This window comes from Shewanella sp. Koi 1, assembly GCF_052907445.1.
The window spans coordinates 4,735,885-4,750,548 of record NZ_JBREJM010000001.1; the positions used below are offsets into that span (position 1 = coordinate 4,735,885).

The 14,664-nt window shown below is 49.3% G+C and carries 12 protein-coding genes; 5 read left to right on the top strand and 7 right to left on the bottom strand.

The genetic code is table 11. From position 1 onward, the window contains the following. Nucleotides 1–140: 140 nt before the first annotated feature. Nucleotides 141–1,748: an AbgT family transporter gene (locus tag ACUZ8J_RS20790; RefSeq protein WP_446694842.1), complete on the top strand. Its 1,608-nt coding sequence runs from the start codon at nt 141–143 to the stop codon at nt 1,746–1,748. Between the two features lie 92 nt (nt 1,749–1,840). On the opposite strand, the gene ACUZ8J_RS20795 is transcribed toward ACUZ8J_RS20790, so the two are convergent. The 4 genes from ACUZ8J_RS20795 to ACUZ8J_RS20810 form a co-directional block, all read right to left on the bottom strand. After that, complete coding sequence (locus tag ACUZ8J_RS20795) at nt 1,841–2,140, bottom strand: hypothetical protein (protein WP_011624555.1); 300 nt, start codon at nt 2,138–2,140, stop codon at nt 1,841–1,843. A 48-nt stretch (nt 2,141–2,188) separates the two neighbouring features. Continuing rightward, a complete protein-coding gene (locus tag ACUZ8J_RS20800) occupies nt 2,189–2,467 on the bottom strand; it encodes a hypothetical protein (protein WP_446694843.1) in 279 nt (92 codons plus the stop codon). A 125-nt stretch (nt 2,468–2,592) separates the two neighbouring features. Next, nucleotides 2,593–5,727: an efflux RND transporter permease subunit gene (locus ACUZ8J_RS20805; protein WP_089068819.1), complete on the bottom strand. Its 3,135-nt coding sequence runs from the start codon at nt 5,725–5,727 to the stop codon at nt 2,593–2,595. Between the two features lie 9 nt (nt 5,728–5,736). Continuing rightward, a complete protein-coding gene (locus ACUZ8J_RS20810; protein WP_109286694.1) occupies nt 5,737–6,885 on the bottom strand; it encodes an efflux RND transporter periplasmic adaptor subunit in 1,149 nt (382 codons plus the stop codon). Nucleotides 6,886–7,707: 822 nt separating this feature from the next. Here ACUZ8J_RS20810 and ACUZ8J_RS20815 point away from each other — a divergent pair. After that, nucleotides 7,708–8,454, top strand: a complete 747-nt coding sequence (locus ACUZ8J_RS20815) for a TorF family putative porin (protein ID WP_342186325.1) — start codon at nt 7,708–7,710, stop codon at nt 8,452–8,454. Between the two features lie 103 nt (nt 8,455–8,557). On the opposite strand, the gene ACUZ8J_RS20820 is transcribed toward ACUZ8J_RS20815, so the two are convergent. Next, nucleotides 8,558–9,247, bottom strand: coding sequence for a DNA-3-methyladenine glycosylase I (locus ACUZ8J_RS20820; protein WP_446694844.1), 690 nt, complete (start codon nt 9,245–9,247; stop codon nt 8,558–8,560). Nucleotides 9,248–9,451: 204 nt separating this feature from the next. On the opposite strand from ACUZ8J_RS20820, the gene ACUZ8J_RS20825 reads away from it, so the two are divergent. Continuing rightward, entirely contained in the window at nt 9,452–10,099 is a 648-nt protein-coding gene (locus ACUZ8J_RS20825) for a glutathione S-transferase family protein (protein ID WP_109286691.1), read from the top strand. A gap of 137 nt (nt 10,100–10,236) precedes the next feature. Here ACUZ8J_RS20825 and ACUZ8J_RS20830 read toward each other — a convergent pair whose 3' ends face one another. Further along, complete coding sequence (locus ACUZ8J_RS20830) at nt 10,237–10,767, bottom strand: thioesterase family protein (protein WP_446694845.1); 531 nt, start codon at nt 10,765–10,767, stop codon at nt 10,237–10,239. Nucleotides 10,768–10,895: 128 nt separating this feature from the next. Beyond that, nucleotides 10,896–12,935, bottom strand: coding sequence for an oligopeptidase A (gene prlC, locus ACUZ8J_RS20835; protein WP_446694846.1), 2,040 nt, complete (start codon nt 12,933–12,935; stop codon nt 10,896–10,898). Between the two features lie 263 nt (nt 12,936–13,198). Between prlC and ACUZ8J_RS20840 the strand changes: the two genes are divergently transcribed. Together ACUZ8J_RS20840 and ACUZ8J_RS20845 are read left to right on the top strand one after the other, a co-directional pair. After that, the gene (locus ACUZ8J_RS20840; protein ID WP_446694847.1) at nt 13,199–13,981 is read left to right on the top strand and encodes a hypothetical protein; all 783 of its coding nucleotides are present in this window, start codon (nt 13,199–13,201) and stop codon (nt 13,979–13,981) included. Nucleotides 13,982–14,090: 109 nt separating this feature from the next. Further along, complete coding sequence (locus tag ACUZ8J_RS20845; RefSeq protein ID WP_446694848.1) at nt 14,091–14,621, top strand: hypothetical protein; 531 nt, start codon at nt 14,091–14,093, stop codon at nt 14,619–14,621. The last annotated feature ends 43 nt before the right edge of the window (nt 14,622–14,664 follow it).

Consider the following 14,664-nt stretch of genomic DNA (forward strand, 5'->3'; position numbering starts at 1 on the left):
CATACTTTTCGGCCAATTTTTTAACTTTCACCTTAGCGTTAATCCAACCACTTGGGCCAGACATAGCTCTGCCAAGTACGCCGCATCGATTCTGCTCCCGGGTAAAGAATGCGCTAGCAAAGGTCGACAGAGGCAAAAGAATGAGCTCGAAATCCAACGATATTCCCGTCAATTCACCACAGGCCGACGACATGAGTTCTCGCGGCTGGTTTGTCCGTTTTCTTAATATTGTCGAACGCTTAGGGAACCTACTCCCCCATCCTATTACCTTGTTCGCCCTGTTCTGTGTCGCCGTGATATTGGTGTCAGGCATTGCGGGCTACTTTGGATTAACGGTCACCGATCCGCGCCCAGAGGGCGCCCACGGCCGAGGTGCCGATGGACTTATCCATGTCGTCAGCCTGATGAATGCCGAAGGCTTGCGGATGATAGTGTCCAACTTAGTCACTAACTTCACTGGCTTTACACCCTTAGGTACTGTGTTGGTCGCCCTACTGGGTGTGGGTATCGCCGAGCGTTCAGGGCTGTTATCCACGGCGATGCGTGCACTCGTTATGGGTGCGTCGAAGCGTTTGGTGACGTTAACTATCGTATTTGCCGGCATTATGTCGAACACGGCGGCAGAGCTTGGATATGTGGTATTAATTCCCATGGCGGCGATGATCTTCCACTCCTTAGGTCGCCATCCACTGGCGGGGCTTGCCGCGGCATTTGCTGGGGTATCAGGGGGATACAGCGCTAACCTATTGCTTGGTACTGTCGATCCGTTGTTATCGGGTATCACTGAGGCGGCGGCGCGGATGATCGATCCCGACTACAACGTCGGCCCCGAGGTTAACTGGTACTTTATGTTTGTCTCGACCTTTGTGATCACTTTCCTCGGCGCCTTTGTGACCGAGAAAATTGTCGAGCCGAAACTGGGCAAGTATCAAGGCGATGATGCCGATGAAACCGTGCACCAATCCATGGGCAATGTCACCGAGCTGGAAAAACGCGGCCTCAAGTGGGCGGGGTTATCTATGCTGGTGCTAGCGGTAATCCTTGCGCTGTCAGTCGTGCCAGAGGGTGCGCCACTGCGCGATCCTAAAACCGGTCTAGTCTCGGGTTCGCCGTTCCTCAAAGGCATCGTCGCCTTTATCTTTATCTGTTTTGCGATCCCGGGCTTTGTCTACGGCAAGGTCGTTGGCAGCATTAAAAACGATAAAGACGTTATCAATGCCATGTCACACAGCATGAGCAGTATGGGGCTGTATATCGTACTGGTATTCTTTGCGGCGCAATTTGTGGCCTTTTTTAACTGGAGTAATCTCGGCGCCGTGTTAGCCGTGCTGGGTGCCGATGCCCTGCAATCCATTGGCTTAACTGGGCCAATCCTGTTCCTGTTTTTTATTATGATCTGTGGCTTTATCAACTTGATGCTGGGTAGCGCCTCGGCTCAGTGGGCCATTACCGCCCCCATTTTTGTGCCCATGCTGATGTTAGTCGGCTATGCGCCCGAAACCATTCAAGCGGCCTACCGTATTGGCGACTCAGTGACTAACTTAGTCACGCCTATGATGAGTTATTTCGGGCTGATTTTGGCCGTGGCTTGCCGTTACCAGAAAAACCTTGGCATAGGCACGCTTATCGCCACTATGCTGCCGTACACCTTAGTGTTTTTCGTTGGCTGGACGGCGTTCTTCTTCCTGTGGGTGTTTGGCTTTGGTCTGCCTGTGGGGCCAGGCGCAGCTACTTACTACACGCCTTAAGCCGAGGTTTGCCTACGTCCCTAACCAAAAGGGCGTCGAAGTTAAGCTCGACGCCCTTTTTGATGTCCGAATTATTGGGTGGATTAACGGCCTCAGTCGTATAACCATTCCATTAAAAAACTACAGATCAGCAAGAAAACCCCCAGATTAAACACCACAGTCTGTAACTTTGCCTTAGGCGATTTATCCTCGGCCTGACTCATCACTTGGTTGAGGGGAGTAAAAAACATATTAGGGTCGAGCCCCATGCCAATAAAAAATACTGCGACGGCAAAGAGGCGAGTCAGCTCAGGAACAGCCAGTTGCTCAAGATAAAACTCATAGGCGCCATAGGCGACCATGCCCAGCGCGATACAATGGCAAACGACTGCCATGATAAGCTGCTTAGTCATAAAACCTCTCACCGATGACACCACTTTGCTCCTAAAGCCAACACACTGTTACTCATTATGCGGCTGATAATATTCGGCGCGCAGTCTATCTCTTTTACGTTGTAGCCGCACCCAGTCAAACCAACCAAATAAAATACCTGCCACGGGATAAATACAGAGTGCCCGAGCTAACTCGCCCCAAAAGGATGTATCTGAGGTGAGATAATGGATAGTGGCGACCACGAGGGAGGTCATGCCTCCCCAAAACAACACGCCAACCACTAGGATAAAAAACCACTTTCCCTTGGCTATGGCTTTATCCAGCGCTGCAAGTTCCTGTGACGACATACCAAGCTCCTATCATTATGATTCCGCCAATATGCCCGAATTGGCTAATGCTGGCTATCCATCCTTATAACGATACGCTAACAAAAAGCCCTGCATGTGCAGGGCTTTAATAATGTTAGGTTAGATTACTCCGCCGAGGTCGGCTTTTCTTCTTTACCTTTCTTCTCGCGCTTACTGAAGATACGTTCCACAATCACGAAGAACAACGGCACGAAGAAGATACCTAGGAAGGTCGAACTCATCATACCGCCGAGTACACCGGTACCGATGGCGTTCTGGCTACCAGAACCTACACCTGTACTAATCGCTAACGGTACAACACCTAGACCGAAGGCGAGTGACGTCATCAGAATTGGACGCAAACGCACACGTACCGCATGTAAGGTCGCCTCGATAAGTCCCGCACCTTTCTCATAGAATTCTTTGGCGAATTCCACAATCAAGATGGCGTTCTTCGTCGCCAAACCGACCGTCGTCAACAGACCCACCTGGAAGAACACGTCGTTTGGCAAGCCACGACCATTCATCGCCAGCAGGGCACCGATAATCCCTAGCGGAACCACTAGGATTACTGCGAACGGTACAGACCAGCTCTCATAAAGCGCTGCCAGTACGAGGAATACCACCAAAATCGACAGAGCATACAGCGCTGGCGCTTGGTTACCCGATAAACGTTCCTCATAGGATAAGCCGTTCCACTCGATACCAAAGCCTGGTGGCAACTGCTTCACCATGTCTTCCATGATATTCATCGCCGCACCGGTACTGAAACCAGGAGCCGTTGCGCCTTGAATGTTCATGGCAGGTAAACCGTTGAAACGCTCTAGACGAGGTGAACCATATTCCCAAGCGCCCGTTGCGAAGGCCGAGAATGGCACCATGTCGCCCTTGTTATTACGCACGTACCAAGTGTCTAAGTCTTCAGGTTGCATACGGTATTGCGCATCACCCTGTACGTAAACTTTCTTCACACGACCACGGTCGATAAAGTCGTTTACATAAGAGCCACCCCATGCGGTTGCGAGTACGCTGTTCACGTTCGCAATCTCAATGCCTAAGGCACTCAGTTTGGCGTGGTCAATATGCAACTGATAGATTGGCGCATCTTCCTGACCGTTTGGACGAACGCCCACGAGGTTTGGATTCTGTGCCGCCATACCTAACAATTGGTTACGCGCGGCGACTAACTTATCGTGCCCTTGGCCATTCTTATCTTGCAGGTACATATCGAAACCGTTAGCCGTACCCAGCTCGATTACCGCAGGCGGTACGAAGGCGAATACGAAGGCTTCTTTCATTTGGCTGAATACGCCCATCGCGCGGCCCGCAATGGATTGCACATCCATACCTGGCGCTTCACGCTCTGACCAATCCTTCAAGCCAACGAAGGCAATACCCATGTTCTGGCCTTGACCCGCGAAACTGAAGCCCGCCACGCTGAATACCGATCTCACGCCCTCTTCTGCCAGATAGTGATCAGAGACTTTCTCTAACACTTTCATGGTGCTTTCTTGGGTAGAGTTGGTTGGCAAAATTGCCTGCGTGAACAAGATACCTTGGTCTTCATCAGGTAAGAATGCCGTTGGCATGCGCATGAAAATCCAGCCCACTGCCACGACTAGCGCAGCGTAAATCATCATGACTCTGAAACTACGCTTCACAATACCAGCCACGCTCGATTCGTAACGGTTCGTTAAGCGATCGAAGCCACGGTTAAACCAGCCAAAGAAACCTGTTTCGATATGACCATGGCCTTTCTTCAACGGTTTTAACATGGTCGCACAGAGTGCAGGCGTTAAAATCAAGGCCACCAGCACAGACAGCGCCATCGCAGAAACGATAGTGATCGAGAACTGACGGTAAATAACCCCAGTCGAACCCGACATAAACGCCATAGGTACGAATACCGCCGACAAGGTCAAACCGATACCGACTAACGCGCCAGTAATCTGATCCATCGACTTACGGGTCGCCTCGAGTGGACTTAGACCCTCTTCGGCCATTACCCGCTCAACGTTTTCCACCACCACAATCGCGTCGTCCACGAGTAGACCAATCGCCAGCACCATAGCGAACATGGTGAGGGTGTTGATGGAGAAGCCCGTTGCCGACAGAATCGCAAAGGTACCCAGCAATACGACAGGTACGGCGATCGTTGGAATTAAGGTCGCACGGAAGTTCTGCAGGAAGAGGTACATGATGACGAACACCAGTACGATAGCTTCGAGCAGCGTGTGTACTACGCCTTCAATCGATTTCTCAACGAATGGCGTTGTATCGTAGGGGTAAACCACATCTAACCCAGCAGGGAAGAAGGGACGTAACTCTTCAACTTTAGCGCGAACCGCTGCCGCCGTATCAAGGGCGTTAGCGCCGGTTGCCAGCTTAATCGCGATACCCGAAGCTGGTTTGCCGTTATACAGAGACTCTACTGCATAGCTTTCTGAACCCAGTTCAACACGCGCCACATCACCCAAAAACACGTTCGCACCCGACGTATCGGATTTAAGAATGATCTTGCGGAATTGTTCAGGCGTTTGCAGACGGCTCTGTGCCGATACAGTCGCGTTTAGCTCTTGTCCAGGCAGTGATGGTGTGCCACCGAGTTGACCCGCAGATACCTGCGCGTTTTGCGCACGGATAGCGCTCACCACATCTAAGCTGGTGAGGTTGTATTGAGTCAGTTTCAGTGGGTCTAACCATATACGCATCGCGTATTGGGCACCGAAAATCTGAATTTCGCCCACGCCCGGTACACGGCTCATAGGATCTTGGATGTTAGCGCCCACATAGTCGGCGATGTCACCCTTATCTAAAGAACCGTCGGTCGAAACGAAGCCCAGCACCATCAGGAAGCCAGAGCTTGACTTGTTAACGTTAACCCCTTGAGATTGCACCTCTTGTGGTAACAAAGTCATTGCGCCCTGTAACTTGTTCTGTACCTGAACCTGCGCGATATCCGGATCGGCTTCCGCGTTAAAGGTTAAGGTAATAGACGCGTTACCGAAGCTATCACTGGTCGATGCGATATAACGTAGGTGGTCGATACCCTTCATTCGTTGCTCAATCACCTGAGTCACTGAGTCTTCAACGATTTTGGCCGATGCACCAGGGTAGTTCGCACTGATCACCACTGTCGGTGGCGCAATACTGGGGTACTGCGAGACTGGCAGGGATCGGATCGACAGAACCCCCGCCAACATAATGATTAAGGCGATCACCCACGCAAAGATGGGGCGATCAATAAAAAAACGTGCCATAGCTATGCCCTATTGTGCTTGGGTTTCAGAAATAACTTTGGGAGTGACTGGTGCACCTGGACGGATCTTTTGTAATCCTTCCACAATCAACTTATCGCCCGCTTCCAAACCGGCAGTAATACGCCATTGATTGTCGATAACTTCAGCTGTAGTAACAATTTTTGCTTCCACTACGCCTTGATCGTTCACCACCATAGCCACGGCTTGACCCTTAGCGTTACGGCTAATGGCTTTTTGCGGCACAAGGATGGCTTGAGGATCGGTACCGGTATTCAATACGGCGCGAACATACATGCCAGGCAGTAAGATGCCATCGGGGTTAGGGAACTCTGCACGCAGGATCACTGAGCCAGTGTTTTCATCCACACTCACTTCAGCAAATTGCAGCTTACCGCTGTGGCCATAAATCGTGCCGTCTTCTAAGACTAACTGCACGTCAGCGTTATCAGCCGCCTGCAGCTTACCTTGCTGCAGCTTGGCTTTTAGACGTAACAGCTGAGCACTCGACTGCGCGATATCCACATTGATAGGGTCGAGCTGTTGAATAGTCGCCAACGTTTGGCTTTGGTTAGCGGTCACCAGCGCACCGGCTGTCACACTCGATTTACCGATACGGCCGGAAATAGGCGCTAACACTTCGGTGTATTCGAGGTTAATTTTGGCAGTGTTGATTGCCGCTTCAGCCACAGTCACACTCGCCAGTGCTTCTTTGTAAGCCGCTTCAGCTTCGTCGAAATCCTGCTTACTGATGGCGTTAGTCTTCACTAACTGCTGATAACGCGCAGCTTTCGCCTTAGCCGATGCAAGGCTTGCATTCGCTCTGGCTAAATCGGCATTTGCGCTTACCAATGCCGCTTTGTAAGGCGCAGAATCGATTTGATAGAGGGACTCGCCCTGCTTCACATGACCGCCTTCAACAAAGCTACGCTTGGTAATAATACCATTCACTTGAGGACGCACTTCGGCTTCGAGGAACGCCTTGCTACGGCCCGGTAATTCGACTTGGATAACCTGAGGTTTGGTCGCCACATTGATGACCCCCACCTCAACACTCTGCGGCCCAGCGCCAGCAGGACCAGCCTTCTCTTCTTGAGGGCTACAAGCTGCCATCCACAACGCCACGCTAATTACTGAGGCAAGTTTAATTGTCTGCCGCATGAGAACTCCTTTAAATATTAACGCTACCGTTTTGCCACGCTGCAATGGTGAACTCACGGCCGTAATTATAACTAAAATCCAATCTGCTACTTATCGCATACCCTATAAGGATGAACAAGAAAGATAAACCAACTAAAATGTAAACTAATGAAAATATTCACACCCTAGCGAATACCTTATTCATTAAATTGTTACCCTATTTAATGAATATGCTAATAGTGGATAAGGTTGTTAGCGTTATACGATACAAAGCACTTATCCAGCCTACTCTATATCAAAAATGTTGCAAACATGTTTGGCAACACAGCTTTAGTCACCATAAATGCTGAACACAGTTAATCGATAACGATGCGATATATTCGCTCGCGCCTCTCATTAATAAGATTTTACGCATATAACATCTCCCAAATAACGGCAGATGCTTGATAAACAAGGATGGTTCATATCGCCTTGTTATCCAACTAAAGCATTGAAAAATCGTAGGCGAAAAATACTCTTGATACCGTGAAATAATATATGGCTTATGTAAATTCTTTTTAAATCTACATCTTGGAAATGAGAGACGCCCAAAACCTTGGACGCGACATTTTATGACCAAGTGTAATTGAGGGCAAACCCGAAATGGCGATTTACACCCCATTAAATGAAACTCTGCTTCCCAAAAAACGTATTTAAAAAATAAACGCTGCTCGCAATCGCACTATTTCGCTGCTTGTTCACATTCATTCATATCTTTTCGTCATTGGTTCATCCCAGGCTACAGCGCTATTCACAACTTATTTTTACGATAAAGGTGCGCTAACAATTCCCAATGACTTTGAGATGATGATTATGAAGACTCGTACTAAATTTCTGCTAAGTGGGGCGTTACTTTCACTGGCGGCCAGCTCCCATGGTGCCGAAGACAACCAGCTTTTTGGTGGCACCATTAACGGCAATGTTAACTTTGCCTCGGATTATGTGTTCCGCGGTGAATCAGAGACCTTAGACGGTGATATTCCCGTAGTACAAGGTACGCTGAGTTGGAATCACAACCAAGGTTGGTATGCGGGCGTATTTAGCTCCAACATCAAATTTGCCGACCCTAACTTAGAAATCGTTACCGCACCTTTTATTGGTAAAGCGGGTGAGTTTGGCGATTCCGGTTTTACCTATGATGTGATGTTATTTTCATACCTCTATCCCGGTGCGTCTTACTCTAACTACACCGAATTATGGTTAAAAGTAGGCAAACAATTTGGCCGTGCGAATTTGCAACTCGAAGTCACCCCAACGGTTGATGATTGGTTTGGTGTCGATGGCTGGCACGGGGTTAACTATGCCTTGCACCCAAGCTATAGCTTTGACAATGGCGTAAAAATTTCGGCCTCTGTGGGTTATCAAGACCTCACGGGTGATGGCGCCGAAGGTTGGGGCCACTGGAACATCGGCTTGAGCAAAGCTTACTACGGCCTCAACTTCGATTTACGCTACCACGGCAGCACTGTGGATAGTGACCATAAAGTCTATGGCACACAGACTGAAATCTTCGATGACAGAGTCGTCATTGGGATCAGTAAGAGTTTCTAATCCTGTTTTTTTGCTTATACGTTCATCCCGCTGCTTCCCTGCAGTACTCCAATTGCTTGAAATATCGAGCCTTGACCAGCCAATTTGGCTGGTCCTTTTTTATCTAAATACGATTATCACCCACGCTACAGGCCAAGACGCGGCTGATATCCGCAAGACAACGACCCGATTCTTGCTGCCATTGGTTGAAGGCGGCCTGCACCTGCTTTAGCGCGGTTTGCGAGCTAAAACCGGCATCCACCAGCTTGTGCGCTTTAAAATAACCTTGCACATCATCGGTTAACAAAAAGGTATCCTTACCAATACCGCGCAGGAAATACGGCCCCGTATTGCCACCGAGGCGAGCGCCTCGTTTCTTTAAGAGTGCCCAAAGCCCAACTATATCTTCGGTCGGCCAATCGCCAATCAGCTTAGCCAAGCTGCCATGTTCGCGGGCAATATCATGGATCATCAAGGCATTATCATAAATCGCTTGGGTTTTCTTTAAATGGCGGATCAGAGTCGCATCCGCGGCACGTGTTTGGATCTGCTCCGGTGACAGCATCAACACCTTTTCAGGCACAAAATGAAAGAAAGATTGCTCATAAGCAGGCCACTTATTATCGACCACACGCCAGACAAAGCCACTCTGATACACCTGTCGGCTCATGGCAGAGAGCAGCGTGGCATCATCATACTGGCGAATTTCGGCACTCGTTAGGCAGCCAGGCAGTAATGCTTCGAGCCCCTTTTTACCGCCCTTGCGCTCACTCGCTCTGGCATAGATGGATGAGAAACTTTCTAACTGGCTCATACTGTTACCTTTGGTTATCTCTATTTCACTGCGATTTTAAAGCTAATAGTACCGAATTTTTGCGCGAGTGGATCATTCCGCATGGCAACCCGCTTTTACGCAACTGACGCCCATCTGCAGAAAAAATCCCACAGCAAGCGCCTTGATAACGACTAAAGTTAAGGCGTAGAGTCAAAAAATGCAGGGGTTGTGGGGTCGACACCTATGGAGCTGTTCTATCATCCGTTATCACGTTATTCACAGAAGGTGTTGATTGCTCTCTATGAAAAACAAGCTAACTTTTACCCGCGGATCACCGATTTGCGCGACCCGCTAGCACGTCAAACATTCCAGCAATTTTATCCTCCCGGCAAACTCCCATTACTTAAAACCCACGAAGGTCAACTGCTCCCCGAGTCCAGCATTATTATTGAATACCTAGACAGGCATTTTCAAAACAGTACCCAGTTACTGCCCGCCGAACCCGAACGCAATCTCGCGGTGCGCTTATTCGATCGCATCATAGATAACGATATTAATAACCCGTTATTTCAATTGGAAAAATTAAAGCATGCCCCCGAAGGGCATGAATTTGAGATCAAGCAGATAGAAAAGCAGATGTTTATCCAGTTTCAGCGTTTGGATACCCATCTCACGCAGAATCACTGGGTGTGCGGCGATAGTTTTACCTTGGCCGATTGCGCGCTTATCCCCTGTTTAAGCTACAGTTTTGCCCACTTAAATCTGCTGGATTTAGATGAACTCGTGCGTTACTGGCAACAGGCGCAGCTACGCGGCGCCTGGATGCTGGTGCTTGAAGAGGTGCTACTCGCCGAAATGGAGGAAGACACAGGGATCAGGAGTATTCCCTAGTGCCAACACATTAGGGCGTGTTGACGTTTCAGGGTTATTTTTGCAGCAATTTGGCTGGCGTTTATGCAAGGCGAAGTCCGTGCGGTGTAGTTATTCTACATAAACGGACGATAACGCAGCAGAAACGTCAACACGCCCTAGCGATTGCGTTCTTTCTTCAATTGTAAAAACGCTTTCCATTTAATGACTTCTGGCGGCAACTCAGGAGCAGGATCGGTATAACCCGCCTCTTTGACTAACACATCCAAGGGAACTTGCTTACCTTTACAGACAAACACACCACGCACATGCACTATGCAGTGCAAGCCACGTTCACTCACAAAGCGTTGTTCAATATAGAAATATTTCTCGTCCCAACCCACGATTTTGGTTTCAATCTCAAACTTTTTTAAGGGCTTGATATCGCGGATATAGGTAAATTCGGCAGCGTTAACAATCGGCATCCACTTCAATTTGAGGAAACGCTTCAACAGCCCCATTTCGGCCAGCATATAGGTGCGCGCCAGATCCATAAACGCCGGATAACGGGAGTTGGTCAGATGGAAGTTAATATCGCAATCGCTAGGTAATGCACGGTAAGTAATGCGGCTCGTGCCTAAAAAATCAATCTTACGGCAGTGACGCGTGCGCCAAAACAACAACCAAAACAAACGGAAATACAGATTCATATGCAGTCGCCCTAAAAAGAAGAGCCACAGGCTAACAGAGGTCATACCAGAGGGCAAGCGAGATCTAGCTCACAAAAAAGGCGCCAAATGGCGCCTTTTTATGCTCAAGCTTTCCTATTTAGCGTGGCTTAAGCAGCAATCCCAGAGTGGCGCAGCAGCGCATCGATACTCGGCTCGCGACCCATAAACTGTTTGAACAAGTCCATTGGCTCAGCAGAACCACCCATTTCGAGAATGTTGTGCAGGAAGCTACGGCCCGTGTCAGGATTGAAGATGCCTTCCTCTTCGAAGCGAGAAAACGCATCCGCCGACAGCACTTCGGCCCATTTGTAGCTGTAGTAACCTGCGGCATAACCGCCCGCAAAAATATGCGCAAAACCATGTTGGAAACGGTTAAATGCAGGCGGAATTAACACGGCCACCTGACGACGCACTTCGTCCAAGGTCTCTTGAATACGCGCCCCTTTGGCGAGGTCATATTCGTGGTGCAGTCTAAAATCGAACAATGAAAACTCCAGCTGGCGCAACATCATCATGCCAGATTGGAAGTTTTTCGCCGCTAACATCTTGTCTAGCATGGCTTTTGGCAAAGGTTCACCGGTTTCGTAGTGACCAGAGATTTCAGCTAAGGCTTCTTCTTGCCAGCACCAGTTTTCCATAAACTGGCTAGGTAATTCGACCGCATCCCAAGGCACACCGTTGATACCTGAAACGCCAGCAACATCGATTTTAGTCAGCATATGGTGAATGCCATGGCCAAATTCGTGGAACAGCGTCGTCACTTCATCGTGGGTAAAGAGTGCTGGTTTGCCATCAACTGGACCATTGAAGTTACACGTGAGATAAGCCACGGGTTTTTGTAGACCATGGGGCGTATTACGACGCACGCGGCAATCATCCATCCAAGCGCCGCCGCGTTTGCCTGTGCGGGCGTATAAGTCTAAATAGAAGCTGCCTCTGTGCTCGCCCGTTTCGTCGAAAATATCGAAGAAACGCACGTCTTTATGCCAGCGGTCGAACTCAGTTTGCTCCACAATTTTTAAGCCAAATAGGCGCGAGACGGTGTAAAACAAGCCAGATAGCACTTTATCTTCGGGGAAGTAAGGACGCAGTAACTCTTGAGAAATTTCATATTTATGTTGCTGTAACTTCTCGGCATAGAAACTCAAATCCCAAAACGCCATTTCGCTCACGCCATACTGCTCCAGTGCAAAGGCTTTTAACTCAGCCAATTCCGCCTTGGCTTGATCCTTTGAGCGCAGCGCTAATTCGTTTAAGAAGGCCATCACTTGAGCTGGCGTTTCGGCCATTTTCGTCGCGAGGGATTTTTCGGCAAAACTATCAAAGCCTAACAACTGTGCCAGCTCGTGGCGCAGCGCAAGGATTTCATCCATCAAGGGACCATTATCGAATTCGCCCGCATTTGGACCTTGATCCGAGGCGCGAGTGACGAAGGCGCGGTAACACTCTTCACGTAGGCTGCGGTTTTCGCTGTAGGTCATCACGGGTAAATAGGAAGGGAAATCTAAGGTAAATAACCAACCTTCTTGCTCGCGGGCCTCGGCCATCGCTTTTGCGGCCGCCTTCGCTGAATCGGGTAAACCGGCTAATTCATCCTCGTCGGTAATTAACTTAGTCCAAGCTTGGGTCGCATCGAGCAGTTGATTCGAAAAGCCACTCGTCAACTCGGATAGGCGCTTAACGATTTCACCATAACGCACTTTTTGCCCATCATCTAAGCCGATACCCGAAAGCTCGAAGTCCCGTAAGCTGTGCTCAATCACCATCTGTTGCGCTTGGCTTAATTGGTCAAACTCTGGCGATGCACGCAGCGATTTATAGGCCTGATACAGCCCTTGGTGTTGGCCCACATAGGTGCCGTATTCGGATAACAGTGGCAAACAAGCATCATGGGCAGCGCGCCATTCATCGGTGCTCACCACAGAGTTCATATGGGAGACGGGTGACCAGATCTGGCTTAACTCGTCGTCCACTTGCTCGAGCGGGGCAACTAAGTTATCCCACGTAAACGGCCCTGAGTTTTGCAGCACTTCATCAATCTTGGCACGACACTGAGCAATGGCCTGCTCAACGGCAACTTGAATATGTTCAGGTTTAATCTGGGAAAAAAGCGGTAATTTTGCGCCGTTAAGCAAAGGGTTGCTCATAATGGTTCCTCTACAATCTGTGTAGCTAATAAATAAGGGCTTATCTACTATTTATCAAGGCGAGAAAACCGATTGCAACCTTCGTCTATGCCACTAACGCCATTAGACGAAGAAAAAAGCGAGCCAGCTCACAATTAAGATTTACACCAAATTTACTTCTTCAATCTTGACGAGTTGATCGCAAATCAAATCCATTCTCATTAACGAACATATTCCGCTGTATTAAAATATCGTCATAGTTCGCATCTAGATTAGATTTCGATATGGCCGTTTTAAAACACTTCATCCTCAGTACCTTGGGCATTCTCAGCTTAGCTTGTGCAAACAATAGCTGGGGCAACGAAAGCCTCGCGCAAACCGAAGGGGTCAGTAGCGGCGTATTGCCCGTATCGACATCAGACTGGGCCGCGAATCTCGACCTAGGTTGGGACAGCAAGTACATCTCCCAAGGCCGCAACAACCTCAAGCATGGCGGTATCTATTGGATGAACGCCAGCGTTGAATACGGCAACCTGACAACCTACGCCCTTGTCGGACGTGGTGATAGTCAGGCTTATGCCGAGTGGAACATTGGCCTCGAATACGCATTACACTTCAGTGAAGATGTTGAAGCACATGTGGGCTATCAACGGATTGAAGGCTATAGCAGCAGTCGCTGTCAGGATAACGAACTGTTCGCAGAATTAGCCTACACCGCCGCCCCTTGGTTAGTCCCCTCGGTAAATTATGTGTATTCCACCGAGGCTGCAGGCTATTTTGTCGAATTGAGTCTACACAGTTATTGGCAACTCACGGAGCAGTTCACAGTCTCGCCCTATGTAACGCAAGGTTTTGATTTTAAATATCGAACAGAGGACCACAACGGCAGAAATCATCTGCAATTTGGGGTAGAGGCGAACTATGAGCTGGCAGACAATATGAGTCTCAGCGGCCATATTAGCCACAGCATAGCCCAGGATGATATTGAGCAAGAAGCGGCCGCCAACGGCGACTTTAGCTCGCAGGACCAAACCTATGCGGGTATCCATTTCAATATCAGCTTCTAAGGATGACGCTGCCACAGGCCACTTTTATTCTTCCGTTTGGCAAACCTATCCCGCGCTAACTACACTCAAGGTGTCGAAGGAACGACCTTAACGTGCCGAGGAACAGGGAATGTTAACTCACCAAGCCAAGGTGTTATCTCACACCTTTATCCTATTAGTATTTTGCAGTTTGTCCTCCATCTGCGCCGCGCGCGAGCCCGTGTTGGTGCCCGAATATGGATTAGAAAACCTCTCCAAAAACACGCCTAGCGAACCTCTGCCCCTAGGCACACTGCTCGACAGCGAGGGAAAACCGCTTGCCATCCCAGCAGAACAAAGCGCCTTGGAGTATTCGTCGCCCACAGTCAATGTGGATGAGGCAAAGACCAAGCAAGCGACCAAATCGACCACCGTGAAAAAGAAAAAGCCGAGCCGCAAACAACAACTCGCCAGTCGAGATAGAGTCGCTAACGACCCCAGTTGCCGCTGGCTCAATGCCCGCATGTCACAACTCGAAACTCAAATTGGCAACCGACCCGACAGGGCTGCCAGCTATCACACCGATGAACTCAGTGCCCGTCAGCAAGAATGGCAATGCCTCAAATGCGGCGCAGAAGGGCCAAGCCAAGACGATCACTATCGCTGCCAATATCGCCGTTAAGTTTGAGCTAACCGCCCAAAGATAAAGTAGGTGCTTTGCTGAG

What these genes read in the sequence shown, in the direction of transcription:
- ACUZ8J_RS20790 (WP_446694842.1), top strand. Translation starts at nt 141, where the DNA reads ATGAGCTCGAAATCCAACGATATTCCCGTCAATTCACCACAGGCCGAC.
- ACUZ8J_RS20795 (WP_011624555.1), bottom strand. Translation starts at nt 2,140, where the DNA reads ATGACTAAGCAGCTTATCATGGCAGTCGTTTGCCATTGTATCGCGCTG.
- ACUZ8J_RS20800 (WP_446694843.1), bottom strand. Translation starts at nt 2,467, where the DNA reads ATGTCGTCACAGGAACTTGCAGCGCTGGATAAAGCCATAGCCAAGGGA.
- ACUZ8J_RS20805 (WP_089068819.1), bottom strand. Translation starts at nt 5,727, where the DNA reads ATGGCACGTTTTTTTATTGATCGCCCCATCTTTGCGTGGGTGATCGCC.
- ACUZ8J_RS20810 (WP_109286694.1), bottom strand. Translation starts at nt 6,885, where the DNA reads ATGCGGCAGACAATTAAACTTGCCTCAGTAATTAGCGTGGCGTTGTGG.
- ACUZ8J_RS20815 (WP_342186325.1), top strand. Translation starts at nt 7,708, where the DNA reads ATGATGATTATGAAGACTCGTACTAAATTTCTGCTAAGTGGGGCGTTA.
- ACUZ8J_RS20820 (WP_446694844.1), bottom strand. Translation starts at nt 9,247, where the DNA reads ATGAGCCAGTTAGAAAGTTTCTCATCCATCTATGCCAGAGCGAGTGAG.
- ACUZ8J_RS20825 (WP_109286691.1), top strand. Translation starts at nt 9,452, where the DNA reads ATGGAGCTGTTCTATCATCCGTTATCACGTTATTCACAGAAGGTGTTG.
- ACUZ8J_RS20830 (WP_446694845.1), bottom strand. Translation starts at nt 10,767, where the DNA reads ATGAATCTGTATTTCCGTTTGTTTTGGTTGTTGTTTTGGCGCACGCGT.
- prlC (WP_446694846.1), bottom strand. Translation starts at nt 12,935, where the DNA reads ATGAGCAACCCTTTGCTTAACGGCGCAAAATTACCGCTTTTTTCCCAG.
- ACUZ8J_RS20840 (WP_446694847.1), top strand. Translation starts at nt 13,199, where the DNA reads ATGGCCGTTTTAAAACACTTCATCCTCAGTACCTTGGGCATTCTCAGC.
- ACUZ8J_RS20845 (WP_446694848.1), top strand. Translation starts at nt 14,091, where the DNA reads ATGTTAACTCACCAAGCCAAGGTGTTATCTCACACCTTTATCCTATTA.